This window comes from Geodermatophilus sp. URMC 62 (genome assembly GCF_052931475.1).
Window position 1 is genome coordinate 1,508,699 of the sequence record NZ_JBRFHY010000001.1, and the last position, 20,144, is coordinate 1,528,842.

Annotated in this window: 19 protein-coding genes; 6 read left to right on the forward strand and 13 right to left on the reverse strand. The window is 75.9% G+C overall.

The window, feature by feature from the left end; all coding sequences use genetic code 11:
* Window positions 1-102 precede the first annotated feature (102 nt).
* A complete protein-coding gene (locus tag ACU616_RS07260; protein ID WP_446757805.1) occupies window positions 103-330 on the reverse strand; it encodes a hypothetical protein in 228 nt (75 codons plus the stop codon).
* A 44-nt stretch (window positions 331-374) separates the two neighbouring features.
* Entirely contained in the window at window positions 375-1,838 is a 1,464-nt protein-coding gene (locus ACU616_RS07265) for a bifunctional 3-(3-hydroxy-phenyl)propionate/3-hydroxycinnamic acid hydroxylase (RefSeq protein ID WP_446757806.1), read from the reverse strand.
* A gap of 56 nt (window positions 1,839-1,894) precedes the next feature.
* Between ACU616_RS07265 and ACU616_RS07270 the strand changes: the two genes are divergently transcribed.
* The 3 genes from ACU616_RS07270 to ACU616_RS07280 all read left to right on the forward strand — a co-directional run bounded on the left by ACU616_RS07270 (window position 1,895) and on the right by ACU616_RS07280 (window position 4,074).
* The gene (locus ACU616_RS07270; RefSeq protein WP_446757807.1) at window positions 1,895-2,659 is read left to right on the forward strand and encodes a class E sortase; all 765 of its coding nucleotides are present in this window, start codon (window positions 1,895-1,897) and stop codon (window positions 2,657-2,659) included.
* A gap of 10 nt (window positions 2,660-2,669) precedes the next feature.
* Complete coding sequence (locus tag ACU616_RS07275) at window positions 2,670-2,834, forward strand: hypothetical protein (RefSeq protein ID WP_446757808.1); 165 nt, start codon at window positions 2,670-2,672, stop codon at window positions 2,832-2,834.
* 112 nt (window positions 2,835-2,946) lie between these two features.
* Window positions 2,947-4,074 (forward strand): NDMA-dependent alcohol dehydrogenase, encoded by a 1,128-nt coding sequence (locus tag ACU616_RS07280; RefSeq protein WP_446757809.1) that lies wholly within the window; start codon window positions 2,947-2,949, stop codon window positions 4,072-4,074.
* A gap of 72 nt (window positions 4,075-4,146) precedes the next feature.
* On the opposite strand, the gene ACU616_RS07285 is transcribed toward ACU616_RS07280, so the two are convergent.
* On the reverse strand, window positions 4,147-5,886 hold the full coding sequence (locus tag ACU616_RS07285; protein ID WP_446757810.1) for an AMP-binding protein: 1,740 nt from the start codon (window positions 5,884-5,886) through the stop codon (window positions 4,147-4,149).
* Window positions 5,887-6,020: 134 nt separating this feature from the next.
* Here ACU616_RS07285 and ACU616_RS07290 point away from each other — a divergent pair, with 134 nt between their 5' ends.
* The gene (locus tag ACU616_RS07290) at window positions 6,021-6,878 is read left to right on the forward strand and encodes a LuxR C-terminal-related transcriptional regulator (protein WP_446757811.1); all 858 of its coding nucleotides are present in this window, start codon (window positions 6,021-6,023) and stop codon (window positions 6,876-6,878) included.
* An 87-nt stretch (window positions 6,879-6,965) separates the two neighbouring features.
* Here ACU616_RS07290 and ACU616_RS07295 read toward each other — a convergent pair whose 3' ends face one another.
* From ACU616_RS07295 to ACU616_RS07305, 3 genes are all read right to left on the reverse strand, one after another.
* The gene (locus ACU616_RS07295) at window positions 6,966-8,894 is read right to left on the reverse strand and encodes an AAA family ATPase (RefSeq protein ID WP_446757812.1); all 1,929 of its coding nucleotides are present in this window, start codon (window positions 8,892-8,894) and stop codon (window positions 6,966-6,968) included.
* 44 nt (window positions 8,895-8,938) lie between these two features.
* Complete coding sequence (locus ACU616_RS07300) at window positions 8,939-10,078, reverse strand: NDMA-dependent alcohol dehydrogenase (RefSeq protein WP_446757813.1); 1,140 nt, start codon at window positions 10,076-10,078, stop codon at window positions 8,939-8,941.
* A 136-nt stretch (window positions 10,079-10,214) separates the two neighbouring features.
* Entirely contained in the window at window positions 10,215-10,580 is a 366-nt protein-coding gene (locus tag ACU616_RS07305; RefSeq protein WP_446757814.1) for a nuclear transport factor 2 family protein, read from the reverse strand.
* Window positions 10,581-10,650: 70 nt separating this feature from the next.
* Between ACU616_RS07305 and ACU616_RS07310 the strand changes: the two genes are divergently transcribed.
* Window positions 10,651-11,559, forward strand: coding sequence for a LysR family transcriptional regulator (locus ACU616_RS07310; RefSeq protein ID WP_446757815.1), 909 nt, complete (start codon window positions 10,651-10,653; stop codon window positions 11,557-11,559).
* Here the strand turns inward: ACU616_RS07310 and ACU616_RS07315 are convergent.
* The 5 genes from ACU616_RS07315 to ACU616_RS07335 form a co-directional block, all read right to left on the reverse strand.
* Entirely contained in the window at window positions 11,534-12,115 is a 582-nt protein-coding gene (locus tag ACU616_RS07315; RefSeq protein WP_446757816.1) for an MOSC domain-containing protein, read from the reverse strand. The genes ACU616_RS07310 and ACU616_RS07315 overlap by 26 nt on opposite strands.
* Window positions 12,116-12,212: 97 nt before the next feature.
* On the reverse strand, window positions 12,213-13,334 hold the full coding sequence (locus tag ACU616_RS07320) for an XdhC family protein (protein WP_446757817.1): 1,122 nt from the start codon (window positions 13,332-13,334) through the stop codon (window positions 12,213-12,215).
* A gap of 29 nt (window positions 13,335-13,363) precedes the next feature.
* Window positions 13,364-14,446 (reverse strand): vWA domain-containing protein, encoded by a 1,083-nt coding sequence (locus tag ACU616_RS07325; protein ID WP_446757818.1) that lies wholly within the window; start codon window positions 14,444-14,446, stop codon window positions 13,364-13,366.
* Window positions 14,447-14,531: 85 nt separating this feature from the next.
* Complete coding sequence (locus ACU616_RS07330; RefSeq protein ID WP_446757819.1) at window positions 14,532-15,446, reverse strand: AAA family ATPase; 915 nt, start codon at window positions 15,444-15,446, stop codon at window positions 14,532-14,534.
* A gap of 153 nt (window positions 15,447-15,599) precedes the next feature.
* Window positions 15,600-16,565, reverse strand: coding sequence for a PRC and DUF2382 domain-containing protein (locus ACU616_RS07335; RefSeq protein ID WP_446757820.1), 966 nt, complete (start codon window positions 16,563-16,565; stop codon window positions 15,600-15,602).
* Between the two features lie 374 nt (window positions 16,566-16,939).
* On the opposite strand from ACU616_RS07335, the gene ACU616_RS07340 reads away from it, so the two are divergent.
* On the forward strand, window positions 16,940-17,749 hold the full coding sequence (locus ACU616_RS07340; RefSeq protein WP_446757821.1) for a DUF3097 domain-containing protein: 810 nt from the start codon (window positions 16,940-16,942) through the stop codon (window positions 17,747-17,749).
* An 81-nt stretch (window positions 17,750-17,830) separates the two neighbouring features.
* Here the strand turns inward: ACU616_RS07340 and ACU616_RS07345 are convergent, their stop codons facing one another.
* Entirely contained in the window at window positions 17,831-18,670 is an 840-nt protein-coding gene (locus ACU616_RS07345) for an aldo/keto reductase (protein ID WP_446757822.1), read from the reverse strand.
* 101 nt (window positions 18,671-18,771) lie between these two features.
* Window positions 18,772-20,031: an MFS transporter gene (locus ACU616_RS07350; protein WP_446757823.1), complete on the reverse strand. Its 1,260-nt coding sequence runs from the start codon at window positions 20,029-20,031 to the stop codon at window positions 18,772-18,774.
* Window positions 20,032-20,144 lie beyond the last annotated feature (113 nt).

A 20,144-nucleotide genomic window follows, 5' to 3' on the forward strand; every position in this document is an offset into this window, starting at 1 on the left:
ACGATAGCCGGTTCGTAGTGCGCGTCACAGTGTCGTGCACGACGAACACCCCGCCCGCTCCCGGGCCGGGAGGGGGCGGGGTCCGGTCGGGGAGGGGCTGCCTCAGCGGCCGAGGATGCCGCCGATCGCGCCGCCGAGGCCGCCACCCTGGCCCCCGCCGCCGCTGAGCATCTTCACGAGGTCCATCGGGTCGAGGCCGAGCTTCTGCAGCAGGCCGGCGTGCTGGTCGGTGTCGACCTGGCCGGGCAGTTCCTGGTCGGCCTGCTGCGCCTTGGCGTCGTCGCCCTGGGAGCGCAGCAGCTGGAGGATCTGGTCCTTGTCGATCTGCATGGACCGCCCCTACCCCCGGCGCCCGGCCCGCACGCGCCGGCAGGTCAGCACGCGGCGCGCACGATGCGGTCGGGCCGGACCGCGACGGAGGTGGCCCGGCCCGACCGCAGCCACGCGGCGAGCACGCCGTCGACGTCGCCGACCCGCGTCCGCCGCCCGCCGGCCTCGACGGTCAGGACGCCGTCGCCGGCCGCGGTGAGCACCGCCGGCCCGGTCCCGAGGACGTCGTCGAGCCGGCACTCCCGCCCGTCGACGCGGACCCGCGCGCGGGGCACCAGCGTCCCGGCCAGCCGGCGCCCGGCCCGGCCGCGCCGGTCCACCAGCGGCCCGCGGCGCAGCGGCGGCGTGCGGCTGTCGGTGGCGTAGGCGGCCAGCGCCGGCACCCGGGCGACGGCGGCGAGCACCCCGCGGCGCACCGGCGCGGCGGCCGCTCCCCCGCCGGTCATCAGCCGCCCGACCAGCACCGCCAGCCGGACCAGCGCCCGCGCGTGCGGCTCGCGCTCGGCCTGGTGGGTGTCGAGCAGCTCCTCGCCGGCCGTCCCGCCGACCACGGCGGCCACCTTCCAGGCGAGCTGGTGGACGTCGCGGAGGCCGAGTCCGAGGCCCTGGCCGACGAACGGCGGGGTGAGGTGCGCGGCGTCGCCGGCCAGCAGCACCCGCCCGCGGCGCCAGCGGTCGGCGACCTGGGCGCGGTGGACGTACTCCGCCGCCCGCACCACCTCGGCGTCCTGCGCACCGAAGGGCGCGAGCAGGGCACGCAGCGCCGCCGGCTCGGTGAGGTCGGCCGGGGCCTCCCCCGGGTGCAGCCGCGCCTCGGCGCGGTAGCGGTCGCCGGCGACGGGCATGAACGTGGCCGCGCGGGACGGGTCGCAGACCTGGTGAACCCCCGGCCAGACCGGTAGCGGCGCCGCCGAGCGCAGGTCGACGACCAGCCAGCGGTCGGGCCGGCCGAGGTCGCGCATCCGGGCGCCCAGCAGGGCGCGGACGGTGCTGCGCGCGCCGTCGCAGCCGAGCACGGCGGAGGCGACGACGTCCTGGTCCGGGGCCCCGTGGTGGCGCACCCGGACGGTGACGGACCGGTCCGCGTCCTCCAGCCCGACGACCTCGACGCCCGTGCGGACGGTGACGCCGGGCGCCCGGTCGACGGCGGCGCGCAGCAGCCGCTCGAGGTCGGGCTGGTGGAACATCGACGCCTGCGGCCAGCCGTGCCGCCCCGCTCCCGGCGCGCGGCGGAACTCCGCCAGCGTCCGGTGGCCGGCGTCGAGCAGCCGCAGGCCCGCCATCGGCCGGCTGACCGCGAGGAAGCCGTCGGCGACGCCGGCGTCGGCCAGCGCCCGCAGCGCCTCGTCGTCGAGGTGGACCGCGCGGGGGAGGTCGTGCGGCCGGGGCCGGCGGTCCAACAGCAGGACCTCCAGTCCCTGCCGGGCCAGCAGCAGCGCCGCGGTGGTGCCGACTGGGCCGGCGCCCACCACGACCACCGGCGCCGGGTCCGCGGCGAGCTGCGACACGCCGCCCAGTGTCGCGGACCCGATCACGGCCGCACGGCTGGCATCGTGGTCATGCCATGGCAGTCGCTCCCCCGGTCGCCCGCCACCGGGGCGACGCGTGGCGCACGCTGGCCGGTGGTCTGGGCCAGACGCTGGTCACCCTCGGCGTCGTCTGCCTGCTCTACGTCGTCTACCAGCTGTGGGTCACCGACCTGTTCGCCGCGCGCGACCAGGACCGGCTCGCCGACCGGCTGCAGGGTGAGTGGTCCGCGTCCGGGACCGCGCCGGCGGCGCCGGCCCCGCCGGCGGCCGTGGCCGTGGGCGAGCCGTTCGTCGTGCTGCACGTGCCGCGGCTCGGCGAGGACTGGTCGCGCGTGGTGCTCGAGGGCACCGCCGAGGACCAGCTGTCGCAGGGCCCCGGCCACTACGTCGGGACGGCGCTGCCCGGCCAGCAGGGCAACGCCGCGTTCGCCGGCCACCGGGTGGGCCGCGGCTCGCCGTTCCTCGACCTCGACGCGATGCGGCCCGGCGACCCGATCGTCGTCGAGACCGCCGACGGGTGGTTCACCTACCGGGTGCTCGGCGACCCGGTCACCGGCGACGCCACCGCGGATCCCAGCGGCATCCCGGGCGTGGAGGTGGTGTCGCCGTCGCAGACGGAGGTCATCGCGCCGACGCCGGACGACCCGGCGGCCGGCCCCACCGGCGCCTACCTGACGATCACCACCTGCCACCCCCGCTACTCGGCGCGGCAGCGGCTGGTCGTGCACGCCGTCCTCGACGGCCCGGGCGTGAGCAGGGCGCAGGCACCCGACGGGCCGCCGGCCCTGACCGAGGGCTGAGGAGGAGCGCGTGTACCGCTGGATCTGGCGTCACCTCCCGGGCGGGACGGCGAGCCGGGCGGCCCTCTCGCTGCTGCTCGCGCTGGCCGTGTGCGCGCTGCTGCTGTTCGTCGTCTTCCCCTGGGTCGAGCCGCACCTGCCCTTCAGCGCGGTCACCGTCGACCCCGGCCGCTGAGGGTCCCCCCGCGGGCGACTTGACGACGGTTCCGTCCCGAATGAGTCTGTGGCGCGGCGCACACGCGCCGGGACCCGGCCAACGGGGGCCGGGCCGGACGGAGGGACGAGGGTTGAAGACCAAGGGCGCGATCCTGTGGGGTGTCGGCGAGGAGTGGTCGGTCGAGGAGATCGAGCTGGGCGATCCCCGGGAGGGTGAGGTCCAGGTCCAGCTGGCCGCCTCGGGTCTGTGCCACAGCGACGAGCACCTGGTCACCGGCGGCACGCCGGTCGCCTTCTACCCCGTGATCGGCGGGCACGAGGGGTCCGGCGTCGTCACCAAGGTGGGCCCGGGCGTCACCGGGCTGCAGGAGGGCGACCACGTCGTCACCGCGTTCATCCCCGCCTGCGGGCAGTGCCCGCCGTGCTCGAAGGGGATGCAGAACCTCTGCGACCTGGGCGCGAACCTGCTGGCCGGGACGGCGATCTCCGACGGCAGCTACCGCGTGCAGGCCCGCGGCAAGGACGTCGTCCCGATGTGCCTGCTCGGCACGTTCTCCCCGTACATCACCGTGCACCAGGCGTCGGTGGTGAAGATCGAGCCGGACATCCCGCTGGAGATCGCCGCGCTGGTCGGCTGCGGCGTCACCACCGGCTGGGGCTCGGCCACCAAGGTCGCCGACGTCCGCCCGGGCGAGAGCGTCGTCGTCATGGGCGCCGGCGGTGTCGGCATGAACGCCGTCCAGGGCGCGGCCGCGGCCGGCGCCAAGCGGGTCATGGTCATCGAGCCGGTGGCCCGCAAGCGCGAGTGGGCCATGGACCTGGGCGCCACGCACGTCTTCGAGTCGGCCGAGGAGGCCACCGAGAAGGTCAACGAGCTGACCTGGGGCCGGATGGCCGACAAGACGATCATCACCGTCGGCGACATCCAGGGCGAGGACATCCAGACCGCGTTGAGCCTGACCGGGAAGGGCGGCCGCGCCGTCGTCACCGGCATGGGCAACGCGGCCAACACCGACGTCAAGCTCAGCCTGTTCGAGCTGACGCTGCTGCAGAAGGACCTGCAGGGCGCCATCTTCGGCGGCCTGGCCCCGCGCGCGGCGATCCCCGAGCTGCTCAGCCTCTACCAGGAGGGCCAGCTCAAGCTCGACGACCTGGTGACCACGCGGTACTCCCTGGAGGACATCAACCAGGGCTACCAGGACATGCGCGACGGCAAGAACATCCGCGGGATGGTCGTCTACACCGACGCCGACCGCTGACCCCTCCCCTCGCCGACGCCGTCGTGCTCTGCCCACGGGTGTGGGCAGAGCACGACGGCCGCGACGAGGACCTCAGCTCCCGCGCAGCTCCGGGAAGTCGGTGTCGGCGTAGTCGGTGCCGGTGCCCCGCGGCGCCGCGTGCTCCTCGCGCTCGCGCAGCTCGACCCGGCGGATCTTCCCGGAGACCGTCTTGGGCAGCTCCGCGAACTCCACCCGGCGCACCCGCAGGAACGGCGCCAGCCGCTCGCGGGCGTGCCGCAGCACCGCCAGCGCCGTCTCCGGGCCCGGCTCCCAGCCCGGCGCGAGGGTGACGTAGGCCTTCGGGACGGCGGCCCGCACCGGGTCGGGCACCGGGACGACGGCGGCCTCGACCACCGCCGGGTGCTCGATGAGCACGCTCTCCAGCTCGAACGGGCTGATCTTGTAGTCGCTGGCCTTGAAGACGTCGTCGGTGCGCCCGACGTAGGTGATGTAGCCGTCGGCGTCCCGGGTCGCGACGTCGCCGGTGTGGTAGTAGCCGCCGGCCATCGCCTCGGCCGCCCGCTCGGGGTCGCCCTGGTAGCCGGTCATCAGGCTCAGCGGCTCCTGCGAGAGGTCCAGGCAGATCTCGCCGTCGTCGCCCTGCTGGCCGGTGATCGGGTCGACGAGCACCACGGGCACCCCGGGCAGCGGCCGGCCCATCGAGCCCGGCCGGACCTGCGCGCCGGGCGGGTTGCCCACCGACGCCGTCGTCTCGGTCTGCCCGTAGCCGTCGCGCAGGGTGAGCCCCCAGTGCCGCTGCACCTGGGTGATGACCTCGGGGTTGAGCGGCTCCCCGGCGGCGATGACCTCGCGCAGCTGCCCCGACCCGCCGGACAGGTCGGCCTGGATGAGCATCCGCCAGACCGTCGGCGGCGCGCAGAACGTGGTGATCCCGGCGCTGCGGATGCGCTCGAGCATCGCCGTCGCGTCGAAGCGCCGGTAGTTGGCCAGGTAGACGGTGGCCTCGGCCGCCCACGGCGCGAAGAAACAGCTCCACGCGTGCTTGGCCCACCCGGGCGAGCTGATGTTGAGGTGCACGTCGCCGGGCTGCAGGCCCAGCCAGTACATCGTCGACAGGTGCCCGACGGGGTAGCTGACCTGGGTGTGCTCGACGAGCTTGGGCCGGCTGGTCGTGCCGCTGGTGAAGTAGAGCAGCAGCGGGTCGCCGGGGTCGGTGCCCGGGTGGCCCAGCGGCCGGTCGGGGGCAGCGGCGGAGTCGGCGTAGGGCGCCCAGCCGGCGGGCTCGCCCCCCACCGCGATGCGGCCGTAGTCGCCGGGGACGTCGTCGAACTTGGCCGCCTCAGCGGCGTCGGCGACCACGTGCCGGGCGCCGGTGCGGCCGATGCGGTCGGTGAGGTCGGCAGGCGGGAGGGCCGTGGTGGTGGGCAGGATGACCGCCCCGAGCTTCATGACGGCGAGCATCGACTCCCACAGCTCGACCCGGTTGCCGAGCATGAGGACGACGCGGTCACCGCGCTGCACGCCGCGCTCGCGCAACCAGGCCGCCACCTGGTCCGAGCGGCGGGACAGCTCGGCGAAGGACCACCGGCCCTCGCTGCCGTCGTCCTCGGAGATCACCAGCCCCGGTCGCTCGACGCCGCGGGCGATCTCGTCGAACCAGTCGACCGCCCAGTTGAAGGGCCCCTCGATCGCCGGCCAGCGGAACTCGGCCGCGGCCTTCACGGGGTCCCCGCGCAGGGCGAGCAGCTGGTCGCGGGCGGCGCGGTAGGCGGAGGTGGCAGGCCCGGGCATCGCGGCCTCCTCGTCGTCGTCGGGGTGCGTTCCCGGCATGGTCGGCGACACCTCCCCCGCCCCGCCACCCCCGATCGCGCCGGACCCGGCGGCCCTCGGGCCGCGCCGGCGTTCTCCCCTCCCGAGCTGCGCTAACGTGACCGGGGTCACCGCCCGTGAGCGAGGAGGTCCGCGTGCCCCTGCCGGCCGCCGCGCGTCCCGACGACCGCGACGTGCTGCGCGCCGCCGTCCGCGAGGTCCGGGCGACCTCGGGGATGAGCGTCACCTTCGCCGGCCCGGCCGGGTCGGGCAGCGTCCGCATCGCCGAGCTGCTGGGCGGGCGCACGCGGTACCTGCGCGGCCTCGAGGTGCGCTCGGGCGCCGGGCTGGGCGGCCGGGTGCTGCAGGAGGGCCGCCCGGCCGGGGTGGAGGACTACGGCCGCGCCCTCGACATCACCCACGACTACGACGGCCCGGTGCTCGCCGAGGGGCTGCGCACGGTGGCCGCCGTCCCCGTGCTGGTCGACGGCCGGCCGCGGGCGGTGCTCTACGCCGCCAGCCGGGAGGGCGGCTCGGTCGGCGACCGGGTGCGCGACGCGCTGGCCCGGGCGGCCGCCCGCATGGCCACCGAGCTCACCGTGCGCGACGAGGTCGACCGCCGGCTGGCGCTGGTGGCCGCCGTCCCCTCCGGGACGCCGGCGGCGGAGGACCCCGCCCGGTGGGAGGAGGTCCGCGCGGTGCACGCCGACCTGCGGCTGGCCGCGCAGGCCACCGACGACGCCGCCCTGCGCGACCGGCTGCTGTCGGCCTGCACGCGCCTGGCCGCCCTCAGCGCCGCCGGACACCCGCCGGCGAGCGTGCACCTGTCGGGCCGCGAGGTCGACGTCCTCACCCAGGTGGCGCTGGGCTGCAGCAACCGGGAGACCGCCGCGCGGCTGTCGCTGCGGCCGGAGACGGTGAAGAGCTACCTGGGCTCGGCGATGACCAAGCTCGACGCGCACACCCGCCTGGAGGCCGTCGTCCGAGCCCGCCGGCTGGGCCTGCTGCCGTAGCCGTAGCCGCAGCCGCAGCCGCAGCCGTACCCGGCCGTAGCCGCAGCCGCAGCCGTACCCGGCCGTAGCCGCTGCCGCGGGACCGGCTCAGCCCAGCAGGCGGGTCAGCGCCGGGCCGAGGTCGCGCACGGTGCGCACCATCTGCGCCGTCCCCCCGCCGCGGGCCGCGAGCGCGCGGGCGGCCTCCTCGGCCTCGGGCGTGGGCAGCGGGCACAGCACGTGCAGCCGGTCGATGCCGCCGAGCGCCGACTCCGGCGGGTCGCCGGTGGTGTGCAGGCAGTCCGACAGCAGGACGACGACCCGCTCGTCGGCGACGTCGGCGGCCAGCTGCAGGCGAGCGGCGCGCAGCGCGGCGGCCAGGTCGGTCATGCCGTGCCCGCGCAGGCCGACGAGGTGCGTCACGACGTCCTCGGCGGCCCGCCGGTGCCCGGAGCGCTGCACGACGTCGACGTCCCGGCCGAAGGTGATCAGGCTCGTGCGCAGCTTCTCGTCGCCGGTGAGGACGACGCCGGCCGCGGCCACCGCCGCGATCGCCACCCCCAGGCCGGTCATCGACCCGGAGGTGTCGACGGCCAGGCACACCGCCCGCCGGTGCCCCGTCCACCGGCGGGTGACCAGGTCGCCGGGCTCGAGCGGGGTGCCGAGGTCCCACCGGTCGAGGGTGCGGTCGAGGTCGAGGTCGCCGTCGCCGCGGTGGTCGGGCACCAGCCGCCGGGTCCCGCGGGTGCGGGCGCGGCCCACCCGCCCGACCTGCACGAAGACCCGGCCGGCCAGCCGCCGGGCCGCCGCGCGCAGCTCGCGGTCGGTGGCCGCGGCCAGGTCGGTGAGCAGCGCGGCCGCCGCGTCGGCGTCCTCGGCCATCAGCGCGGCGAAGGCCTCCTCGTCGAGCTCCCCGACCTCGGGGCTGACCTCCTCGAACGCCTCGTGCCGGGCGGCCATCTCCCGGCGGCTGGTCTGCCGGCGCGCGCTCCCGGACCGGCGGTCGCGGCGCAGCGAGGAGGGGGGGTCCGTGCCCGCCGGAGCGTCCGGCGGGCTATCGGCTTTTCCCTGACCACCTGCGTCCGCGGGCTCGGCGGCGGGGGCGTCCTGCTCGTCGGGCGGTGGTGGCCCCGTCTCGGGCCAGACGTCGTCGAGGATGTCGTCGATGACCGCCTCGGGCGTCCGCTCGACGCCCTCGGCGATGCGGATGCGCCCCGACAGCGCGGCGTAGGCGGCGTCGCGGGCGGTCTCGCGGGCACCGTCGGCGCCGAGGCCGGACTGCCCGCGGACGTCGAGCAGGCCGCCGAGCAGCAGCACCAGGTCGGTGGCGCCGCGCACCGAGGAGCCCATCCGCACGTCGCGGTGCTCGCGGGAGGCGCGCACCAGCCGGACGGCCAGGCCGATGAGCACCGGCGGCGCCCCGGTGACCGCGCCGACGATCGCCCGCTCGGCCGCGGCGTCCTGGTAGCCGAGGACGACCCGGCACATCCGGTCGGCGATGGCCTGCCCGACCCGCGCGGTGCCGATGGCGTCGAAGGGGTTCATCGCCGCGATGAGGCGGAAGCCGGCCGCCGCCCGCACGTGCCCGAGCCGGGGCACGGTGATCTCGCCCTCGGTGAGCACCGTGATGAGGACGTTGAGCGTCTCCTCGGGGATCCGGTTGAGCTCCTCGAGGTAGAGCAGCCCGTGCCCGCGCATCGCCGTGAGCAGCGGCCCGTCGGTGAAGCTGTCGGGCACGTACCCCTCGGCGAGCACGGCGGCGGGGTCGTACTGGCCGATGAGCCGGGCCGGGGTCAGCTCCGCGTTGCCCTCGACGAAGACGACCTCCTGGCCGGCGTCGGCCGCGATCGCCCGCAGCAGCGTGGACTTGCCCGTGCCCGGCGGCCCCTCGAGGACGACGTGCCGGTTGGTCCGCAGCGCGACGGTGAGCACCTCGCGCTCCCGCCGCAGCCCGATGACCGGGTGCGGCCCGGCCGGTGCGCTCACGCGGCCCCTCTCCTGGTCGTGCGGGGGCTGCACACCCGCGGCGTCGGTCACGCCTCCGAGTGTGCAGCCCCCGGTGTGCCCGGCGTCACCCGGGCTCAGGCCGGTGCGCCCTCCAGCGGCGCGGTGTCGTAGACGATCACGCCGCGGATGTTCTTGCCGTTGACCAGGTCCTCGTAGCCCTCGTTGACCTGGTCGAGGGTGTAGGTCTTGGTGATCAGCTCGTCGAGCTTGAGGTCGCCGGACTGGTAGAGCTCGATCATCTTCGGGATGTCGTGGAACGGGTCGCCCGAGCCGAACAGGCTGCCCTTCACGGTCTTCTCGAAGAGGGTGAGCAGCGAGCTGCTGAGCTCGATGTTGGTCTTCGTCGGATCGGCCAGGCCGGTGATGACCGCCGTGCCGCCCTTGCGGATGGTGTTCACCGCGTCGGTGACGACCTTCGCCTCGACGACGCCCACGGTGATGATCGCCTTGTCCGCACCGACGCCGCGGGTGAGCTCCTGGACCAGCTCCTGCGCCTCCTCGGCGGTCTCGCAGCTGTGCGTGGCGCCCATCTGCTCGGCGGCCTCGCGCTTGTTGGGCAGCGGGTCGACGGCGACGACGTTGCGCGCCCCGGCCAGCGCAGCGCCCTGCACGCTGTTGATCCCGATGCCGCCGATGCCGTAGATGACGATCGTGTCGCCGGGCTCGGTGGCCGCCGCGTGCACCGCCGAGCCCCAGCCGGTCGGGACGCCGCAGCCGATGAGCACGACCTTGTCCAGCGGCAGGTCGGGGTCGACCTTGACCGCGGAGTTCTCGCTGATGACGGCGCGCTCGGAGAACGTGCCGAGCATGCACATGCCGCCGTAGTCCTGGCCGTCGTCGTCGTGGAAGCGGAAGGTGCCGTCGGGCAGGTTGCCGACGAGGATCGAGGCGCCCATGTCGCAGAGGTTGGACTTCCCCGTCGAGCACCAGCGGCAGTGGCCGCACACCGGCAGGAACGAGCAGACGACGTGGTCGCCGGGCTGCAGCCGGGTGACGCCGGGCCCGACCTTCTCGATGATCCCGGCGCCCTCGTGGCCGCCGACGATGGGGAACTGCGGGACGATGTCGCCGTGCCGCAGGTGCTCGTCGGAGTGGCACAGGCCGGCCGCGACGTAGCGGATGAGCACCTCACCGGCCTTGGGCTCGTCGAGCTCCAGCTCGGTGATCTCGAACGGCTGCCCGACGTCGCGCAGCACGGCTGCCCTGGTCTTCATCGATCCCTCCAGTCCCCGGCACCCGCGGGCACCGGCTCGGCTCCTCGGAGACGCGGCAGACCGTCGCCGCCGGAGGTCCATCGTTCGGCCCCGCGTGTGACGCAGGCCACCCCCGGACGGGGGGAGGTGCGGGTGCTCAGGACGGGCGGCCGCCCAGCAGCGGCCGGGGGTCGAAGGTGACCCGGATCCGCGAGATCCGCCCGTCCTCGACGTGGATCCAGTTGGCCGTGGGCGCCGGCGGCGCGACGGAGGTGTGCAGGTCGAACCAGGTGAGGACGTCGGGCCCGTCGACAAAGCGGTGCCGGACGACCACGTCGGTGAGCAGGCGCTCGCGCATGCCGCGCAGCCCGGCGACGCACGCGTCGGCGTCCCCCGCGGTGCCCAGCGGCCCCTCGAAGGTGGCGTCGTCGGCGAGGGCGCTGCGCAGCGCGGCGAAGTCCCCGTCCACCCAGCAGCGGAAGTAGGTCTCGGCCAGGGCGGCGGGGGTGCGGTCGGTGTCCATGCCCTCACGCTGCCCGTACGGGAGCCATGCGTCCAAGACGCAGTCCTGCTGTCTGCCATAACCTGCGGTTGTGGAACTGCACCAGCTGCGCTACCTCGTCGCCGTCTGCGAGGAGGGCAGCTACACGCGTGCGGCGGCCCGTGAGCACGTGGCCCAGCCCGCGGTGAGCGCCGCGCTGGGCGGCCTGGAGCGGGAACTCGGGGTGACCCTGCTGGAGCGCGGCCGGCACGGCGCCCGCCCCACCGACGCCGGCCGGGCCGTCCTGGCGCACGCCCGGGCCGCGCTGGCCGCCGTCGCCGGCGCGCGGCACGTCGCCGACGAGCTCACCGGCCTGCTGCGCGGCCGGGTGCAGGTGGGCATGGTCGTCGGCTGCACCTCCGAGGTGCTCGCCGACCTGCTGGCCGACTTCACCGGCGCCCACCCGGCGGTGGAGGTCGCGCTGGAGGAGGGCGGCAGCGACGAGCTGCTGGCGCGCCTGGCCGGTGGCGAGCTGGACCTGGCCTGGGTCGGGCGGGCCGGGCCGCCGCCGGCCGGGATCGAGACCGCGGTGCTGTACGAGGAGGAGCAGGTGGCGGTCGTCCCGGCCGCGGAGGGGCAGGCCGGCCGCCTGCCGCTGGCCGGGCTGGCCGGACGGCGGCTGGTCGCCCTCCCGCGCGGCACCGGCGGGCGGACGGCGCTGGACGAGGCCTGTGCCCGGGCCGGCGTGGTCCCCGCCGTCGCCTGCGAGGCCACGGGCCTGGAGATGGTGCTCCGGCTGGCCGCCCGCGGGCTGGGGACCGGGCTGGTGCCGGCCTCGGTGGCCGCGGCCCACGGCGGGGCGGTGGCGGCTCGGCCGCTGGACCCGCCCGTGTGCTCGCGCATCGAGCTGGCGTGGCGCGCCGGCGGGCCGGCGTCCCCGGCCGGACGGGCGCTGGTGGCCGTCGCCCGGGAGCACGTGGCCCGGTCGGCCCGGGTCAGCGCGGCCGGGCCACCGGCCTGACGGCGTCCCCGGCGCGGACCGGGTCCAGCGGCACGGCACTGGTCAGGACGGCGGGGCCCAGCCGCAGGACGCCGTCCGACAGGGGCGTGCAGCGCACGCCGCCGCGCCCGCGCATCCCGCGGTGGGCGCCGGGCGCGAGCACGGTGTCCAGCCAGGCGCAGGGGTTGGCCGGGCGGCCGCCCTGCAGCAGCACCACGCCCCCGCCGCAGTCGAGGGCGAACCGCTCGCCGCGCAGCGCCTCGACCTCGGCGCCGCGCAGCACCACGTTGCGGCGAGTGAGCAGCGGGTCGAGGAGGCCGGCGCCGAGCTCGGCGGTCAGCGCCTCCACCGACTCGGCGGCCAGCACGGTCACCGCGGCGTCGCGGTGCGCGGGCCGCCCGGCGTAGCGGTCGCCGAGGATGCCGTGCCCGGCGCGGACCTCGACCCGGTCCACCCGGTCGCCGTCCTGGCGCGGGACGGCGCCATCCGGCCGCCCGTCGTACCGGTGCACCGGCGAGACCAGCAGCCCCACCACCTCGACGTCGTACCGGTGCGGCAGCCCGAGGGACTCGCTCACCCTCCCCTCGCGATCATCGGCGGGTGGCTGCCCGACACGCCGGCCCCCACGACCACCCGCCGATGACCACGGCGAGCCTCAGCCCGGCGGCAGACCATCAGCGCTCGGCCGTCCGGTGGATGGGGCCCTCCGTCCCGGTCAGCCGCTCGCCCGTGCCGCCCCACCGCCCGGCGATGATCTCGGCGGCGATCGACACGGCGGTCTCCTCCGGCGTGCGCGCGCCCAGGTCCAGCCCGATCGGGGAGGACAGCCGGGCCACCTCGTCCTCGGCCAGCCCGGCCTCGCGCAGCCGGTCGAGCCGCTCCTCGTGGGTGCGCCGCGAGCCCATCGCGCCGACGTAGGCCACCGGCAGCCGCAACGCGACCTCCAGCAGCGGCACGTCGAACTTCGGGTCGTGGGTGAGCACGCAGAGCACGGTGCGCTCGTCGATGCGCCCGGCGTCGACCTCGGCCTGCAGGTAGCGGTGCGGCCACTCGACGACGACCTCGTGCGCGTCGGGGAAGCGGCGGGCGGTGGCGAACACCGGCCGGGCGTCGCACACGGTCACCCGGTAGCCGAGGAACGCCCCGACCCGGGCGACGGCGGCCGCGAAGTCGATCGCGCCGAACACCACCATCCGCGCCGGCGGGGCGAAGGAGGAGACGAACAGCGTCAGCTCGTCGCCGCGCCGCTCGCCGTCGTGGCCGTAGGTCAGCGTCGCGGTCCGGCCGGCGGCGAGCATGCCCCGGGCGTCGTCGGCGACGGCGGCGTCCAGGCGCTGCAGGCCGAGGGTGCCGGAGCTGCGGTCGGGCCAGAGCACCAGCCGCTTGCCGAGCCGGTCCTCCGGCCCGCGGACGACGGTGACGACGGCGACCGGCTCGTGCCGGCCCACCGACTCGGCGATCTCGCCCAGCTCGGGGAACGACTCGCGCGAGACCGGCTCGACGAACACGTCGAGGATCCCGCCGCAGGTCAGGCCGACGGCGAAGGCGTCGTCGTCGCTCACGCCGTACCGCTCGAGGGTGGGGACGCCGGTCTCGACGACGTCCTTGGCCTCCTCGTACACCGCCCCCTCGACGCAGCCGCCGGAGACGCTGCCCACCGCCGTCCCGTCGGGGCCGACCAGCATCGACGCCCCGGCCGGCCGCGGCGCCGAGCGCCAGGTGGCCACCACCGTCCCCATCCCGACCGTCTCGCCGGCCTGCCACCAGCCGACCAGGTCCTCGAGCACGTCACGCACCGTCGTCCACCTCTCTGCCGCCCGCCTGCTCAGGCACGGGAGATCACCCCCGACAGCTCCTCGAACGCCGCCAGGCTGTGCCCGGAGACGAACACGTCCACCGAGGGCAGCGCGGCCTGCATCCCGCCGGTCAGCGGCTCGTAGCCGGCCCGGCCCTTGTGCGGGTTGACCCACACGACGGCGTGCGCGAGCCGGCGCAGCCGCGCCATCTGCTCGCGCAGCAGGTCGGGGCTGCCGCGCTCCCACCCGTCACTGCACACGACGACGATCGCGCCGCGGGCGGTGCCGCGCTGACCCCAGCGGTCGAGGAAGGCCTTGAGCACCTCGCCGAGCCGCGTGCCGCCCGACCAGTCGGGGATGGCGTCGCCGCTGGCGGCCAACGCCCGGTCGGGGTCGCGCAGCCGCAGCTCGCGGGTGACCCGGGTGAGCCGGGTGCCCACGGTGAACACCTCGGTGGAGGACGGCCGGGCGCGCACGGCGGCGTGCGCGAAGCGCAGCAGCGCGTCGGCGTAGGGCGCCATCGAACCGGAGACGTCGACCAGCAGCACCACCCGCCGCGGCCGGGGCCGGGCCCGCCGGTGCAGCAGCCGGGCCACCTCGCCGCCGTCGCGCAGCGCCCGCCGCACCGTGCGCGAGGCGTGCACCGCGCCGTGGTGGCTGGGCCGGCGCCGCCGGGACGGGCGCATCGGCGCCGCCGGGACCAGCAGCGCGAACAGCCGGCGCAGGTGCTCGCGCTCGGCGACGGTGAGGTCGGCGACGTCGCGGTGGCGCAGGACCTCGTTCCCGCTGGCCTGGGCGGCCAGGTCGGGGGCGTCCTCGCCCTCCTCGCCGGTGCCCGCACCCGCGTCCACGGGAGCCGAGGCGGCCAGGGTCGGCGGCTGCTGCGCCGCCGACGCGGTGCGGCGGGGCGTCTCGCCGGCGAAGTACGCGGCGAAGGCGGCGTCGTAGCGGTCGAGGTCGTCGGGGCCCGCGCACAGCGTCAGGCGCCCGGCCCAGTAGACGGCGGTGGCGTCCAGGACGTCGAGCGCCGAGACCGCCGACAGCATCGCCTCCACCCGGTCCGGCGAGGCGGCGACCCCGGCCGCGCGCAGCGTCCGCGCGAACCCCAGCACCGTGGCGACGACGTCGTGACGTACGGGAACGGCCTCGTCCGGAGGCTCGCGCCGAGCCTGCGAGACGCGCGGGGGAGGAGGTCCGTCAGCCGCCACCGAACAACGCTCCGCGGGCGAGCGAGTGCACCCGGTCGGTGTCCTCGCGGTACTTGAGCACCGCACCGAGCGTGCGGGCGGCGAGGTCGGGGTCGAGGTCGCGCGCGCCGAGGGTGTGCAGCGCCGTGGCCCAGTCCATCGCCTCGGCCACGCCCGGCGGCTTGAGCAGGTCGAGGGTGCGCAGCGTCGCCGCCGCCCGGGCCACCTCGCGGGCCAGCTGCTCGGTGACCTCGGGCAGCCGGGTGCGCAGGATGGCGACCTCGCGGTCGAAGTCGGGGTGCTGCAGCCAGTGGTAGAGGCAGCGGCGCTTGAGCGCGTCGTGCACCTCGCGGGTGCGGTTGCTGGTCAGCACCACCAGCGGGGGCACCTCCGCGCGGACGGTGCCGAGCTCCGGGATCGAGATAGTGAAGTCGGAGAGGACCTCGAGCAGGAAGGCCTCGAACTCGTCGTCGGCCCGGTCGACCTCGTCGACGAGCAGCACGCTCGGGGCGTCCTCGAGGGCCTGCAGCAGCGGCCGGGCCAGCAGGAAGCGGCGGTCGTAGAGCGATGCCTCCAGCGACTCGGTGTCCCCGGTGGCGTGCGCGGCCTCCGCGGCGCGCAGGTGCAGCAGCTGGCGGCCGAAGTCCCAGTCGTAGAGCGCCTGGCTGGCCTCCAGCCCCTCGTAGCACTGCAGCCGGTACAGCGGGCGGCCGGTGACCTCGGCCAGCGCCCGCGCCAGCGCCGTCTTGCCCACGCCCGCCTCGCCCTCGAGGAAGAGCGGACGGCGCATGACCAGCGCGAGGTAGGCGGCGGTCGCCAGCCCCTCGTCGGGGAGGTAGCCGGTCTGCCGGAGCGCGGCGGCCAGCTCGTCGGGGCCGCCGGGCAGGCCGTCGGTCGCGGTGGGCGCTGCCGTCGTCTCGGTCACGCCGCCGAGCATCCCACCTGCGTCAGCGGGTGACACACCACCGACCGGACGGGCGGACGGCCCCCGCCCACACGGCGCGACGGCCGGCCGGAGGGTGCCCTCCGGCCGGCCGTCGCGGTCAGGTGCTGCAGTTCCCCCGCTGGGAGTGGTGCCTCAGCGCCCGATCTTGCCGTCGTTGTCGCGGTCGAGGGCGTCCTTGGCCTTCTGCACCAGGCCGCGGTCGTCGTGACCCGTGGTCCCGGTCGAGGTGCCGGTGCCGGCGACGCCGGTCTGGCCGCCGTCGACCTCGATCTGCTCCTTGCGCACGTCGCCGCTGACGGTCTCCTGACCGGTCACGGTCTCGGTGTCGAGGCGGACCCGCTCGACCGGCGTGGCCTCCTTGGAGACGACGGGACGCTCGGCGTGCAGCGTGACCTCGTGCTCCTCCTCGGAGATGGCCGGCCCGTCCATGGCGTTGGGCATGTTGGCGTCGGTGATCGGCTCGCGCTCGACCCGGACCTCCTCGTGCGAGACCGGCACGGTCTCGGTCACGTTCTCGGTCACGACGTACTTGCGCAGCCGCGCCTTGCCGGCCTCGACGCGCTGGGTGCCCACCTCGAGGTGCTCCTCGGAGCGGGTCATCGCACTGTCGGTCGTGGGACCGGAGGTGTCGCGGCCCACGGCGCGGCCCTGGACGTCGTCGTAGACGCCGTCGCCGTCGCGGTCGCGGCTGGTGCCCGTGGTGGCCATGCCCGCGGTCCCGGCGGTCCCGGCGGTCCCGGCCATGCCGGCGGTGCCCGTCGTGGTCTGCGTGGTCTCGGTGGTGGTCTGCGTGCCCATGCCGGTGCCCGTGCCGGAGCCGAGGCCGTAGTAGCGGTACAGCTCCTGCTCCTCCTGCGGGGACAGGTGGCCGTCGGTGTCGATCCGCGGGGCGTCCTTGACCTGGGCCTTGCTCACGCGGACGCGCAGGCCGTCGTCGGTCAGGTCGGCGTCACGCAGCGGGACGAAGGACTCCTTGGTGCCGAACAGACCGGTGCGCACCGTGGCCCACTCCGGCTGACCGGTCTCGTCGTCGAGGTAGACCTCCGACGCGGAACCGATCTTGTCGCCCGACTCGTCGTAGACGTCCTGTCCGATCACACGGCTGATGGTGTCGGTGCCGATCATCGTCGTTCTCGCTCCCATCTGAGCTCTGGTGGAACGGTCGGGGAGATGGGTGACCAGGCACGACGGACCGAAACGGCCGGATTGGATCTTCCTCCGGACGAGGACTCCGCGTGACCGCCTCCCGGGGACCGGATCGGGGTCGGCCGCAGCAGGTCCGCACGGCATCCGTGCAGCTCAGAGCCCCATCGAGGGAGGCGGGAGCCGCACCGGCCGGTGCGGGTCGCGTCACCGCGGACGACCACGCAGCGCGATCACGACCGTGCCCGGGCGTGTCGCACACCACTCGGCGACGCCCCGTCCCGGCGCGTCTCCCCCGGGAGCGAGCCGTCATCACGTCTCCTGGGGGCGTGCCGCCGCGTTCCCCCTATGACGACCTGGTGCACCCGCGCACCGTGAAGAAGCCCCCGCCGCAGGTCGCCGCCGAGCGCGACCTCGTGGTCGAGGACCCGAGCTCCGGCTTCGTCGGCGCCGTCGTCCGCTGCGAGAAGGACGTCGTCCACCTCGAGGACCGCCGCGGGCGCGTGCGCGCCTACCCGCTCGGACCCGGCTTCTGGGTCGACGGCCGGCCGGTCTCGCTGGTGCGGCCGAAGCCGCAGGCGCCGGCCGCCCCCACGCGCAGCGCGTCGGGCTCGACGTACGTGGCCGGCGCCCGGGCGCGCGTCGCCCGCGAGGGGCGCATCTACGTCGAGGGCAAGCACGACGCCGAGCTGGTCGAGAAGGTGTGGGGCCACGACCTGCGCATCGAGGGCGTCGTCGTGGAGCCGCTGCACGGCGTCGACGACCTGCCCGGCATCGTCCGGGAGTTCCGCCCGTCGTCGGGACGGCGGCTGGGCGTGCTGGTCGACCACCTGGTGCGCGGCTCGAAGGAGTCGCGGATCGCCGGGCAGGTGACCGGCGAGCACGCACTCGTCGTGGGCCACCCGTTCATCGACATCTGGCAGGCGGTCAAGCCCTCGGTCGTCGGCATCCGCGAGTGGCCGGCCGTGCCGAAGGGCGAGGACTGGAAGACCGGCGTCTGCCGCCGGCTGGGCTGGGAGGACGACACCGGCTACGTCTGGGCGCAGCGCGTCCTCGCCCGTGTGCGCACCTGGACCGACCTGGAGCCCGCGCTGATCGGCCGCGTCGAGGAGCTCATCGACTTCGTCACCACGGAGTGAACCCCAGCTGACGATCGCGGCGCCGCGACCGCCCCGCAGGGGTCCGCGGTGGTCACGGCGCCGTGATCGCGAGGGCGTCCCTCAGCGGGGCACGTAGTCGAAGGTGTCGGGGTCGGGGCCGGTGCGCTCGCCGCGGTCGAGGCCGGTGATCGTCGCCATCTGGCCCTGGTCGAGCTCGAAGTCGAACAGCGCGAAGTTCTCCTCGACGCGGCTGCGGGTCACCGACTTGGGGAAGACGACGTCGCCGCGCTGCACGTGCCACCGGAGCACGACCTGCGCCGGCGTGCGGCCCAGCCCCTCGGCGATCGCGGTGATCGCCGGGTCGTCGAGCACCTTGCCCTGCGCGATCGGCGACCAGGCCTCGGTGACGATCTCGTGGTCGGCGTCGAACGCCCGGAGCTCGTCGTTGGCGAGGTAGGGGTGCGCCTCGATCTGGTTGACCGCCGGGCGCACCTGCGTCTCGCCGAAGAGCCGCCGCAGGTGGTGGGCCTGGAAGTTGGAGACGCCGATCGCCCGGCAGCGGCCCGACGCGTAGATCTCCTCCATGGCCTTCCAGGTCTCGACGTAGTCGACGTCGATGGTCGGCAGCGGCCAGTGGACCAGGAAGAGGTCCAGCTGGTCGACGCCGAGGTCGGCCAGGGTCTGGTCGAAGGCGCGCAGGGCGTCGTCGCGGCGGTGGAAGCCGTTGTCGAGCTTGCTGGTGAGGAACACCTCCGACCGGTCGATCCCCGACTCGCGGACCGCCTGGCCGACCTCCTTCTCGTTGCCGTACATCTCGGCGGTGTCGATGTGGCGGTAGCCGACCTCGAGCGCGGTGCGGACGGCCGCGGCGGTCTCCTCCGGCGGGATCTGGTAGACGCCGAAGCCCAGCTGCGGGATCTCGACGCCGTTGTTCAGGGCGATGGTGGGCACGGGTGCCACGGGGCCTCCTCGTGGGTCCGCAGAGGGGGTCTGCGGAACGGGGTCTGCGGACGGCGGGCGGCGCGCCACCCGGTGGCGCGCGATCTCCCCGCCCGCTGCGCCTACCCGCCGACCGCGTCCTCAACCGGTGCCGGGGCACCCTCGCCCGTTGCAGCCGCGGGTGCCCGGCCCAGCAGCGGCGCCCCGGCCAGGGAGAGGAGCGCGGCCGCGGCGGCCGCCAGCGCGGGGACGGCGAACGCCGCCTGCGCGCCCCAGGCGTCGACCGCCGCGCCGGCCAGCGCCGACCCGGCCGTGACGCCGAGGGTGAGCCCGGTGTTGGTCCACGCCAGCGCCTCGGTCAGTGCCGCGCGGGGCACCCGCGACTCGACCAGCGAGGCCCCGGAGACCAGCACCGGCGCGACGGCGAGCCCGGCGAGGAACCCGGCACCGACCAGCAGCGGCAGGGAGCTGACCGCCCACAGCCCCTGCGCGGCCAGCCCGAAGGCGACGGCGGTGGCCAGGAAGCGGGCCGCCAGCGTGCCGCGCAGCCGGGCGACGCCGTAGGCCAGGCCGGCCAGCAGGCTCCCGCCGGCGTAGAGGGCCAGCGCCAGCCCGGCCAGCGCGGGCACGCCCTGCTCCTCGGCGAACCCCACGACGACGACGTCCATCGCGCCGAAGACCGTGCCCACGCCCAGGAAGCCGGTGCACACGACGAGCACCGCCGGCCCCAGCGCAGCCGCCCGCCCGTGCCGCTGGCCGGCCGCGACCGGCACGACCGCGGGCTCGGTGCCGCGCTGGCGGGCCAGCCACAGCCCGCCGACCGTGCCGAGCACGATGCCGGTGGTGAAGCCGGCGGCCGGGGCCACCACCGTGCCCAGCACGGTCACCAGCGGCGGGCCGACGACGAAGACGACCTCGTCGACCACGGCCTCGAAGGCGAACGCGGTCTGCCGCCGCTCGGCGTCGGCCAGCGCGGCGGCCCACCGGGCCCGCACCATCGCCCCGATGTTGGGCAGGCTCGCGCCGGTGAGCGCGGCGAGGAGGAACCAGCTCCAGCGCGGCGCGTCGAGGACCACCACCCCGACGAAGGACAGCCCGGTGACCAGGTAGGCGGCCATGGCCGGCCGCAGCGCGGCACCCTGGCCGCGCCGGTCCATGGCCCGCGACCACTGCGGCCCGGCCACCGACGCCGACAGCGCCAGGGTCCCGGAGACGGCGCCGGCCAGCGCGTAGCTCCCCGACTCCCCCTCCACGAGCAGCACCGCGCCGAGGCCCAGCATCGGCAGCGGCAGGCGGGCGACCCAGCCGGCCAGGGAGAACCACGCGGCCCCCGGGACGGCGAACAGACGGGCGTAGGGCCTGAAGACGGTGCGGGGTGACACGGGCTCTCTCGCGCTTCCTGGCCACAGGCGAGTGCGGATCCGTCCGCCGGCTCCTCGGGTGGCGTCCCCGACGGTAGCCAACCGCTCCCGCGTCGTCGTCCCGGTTTGTCGAC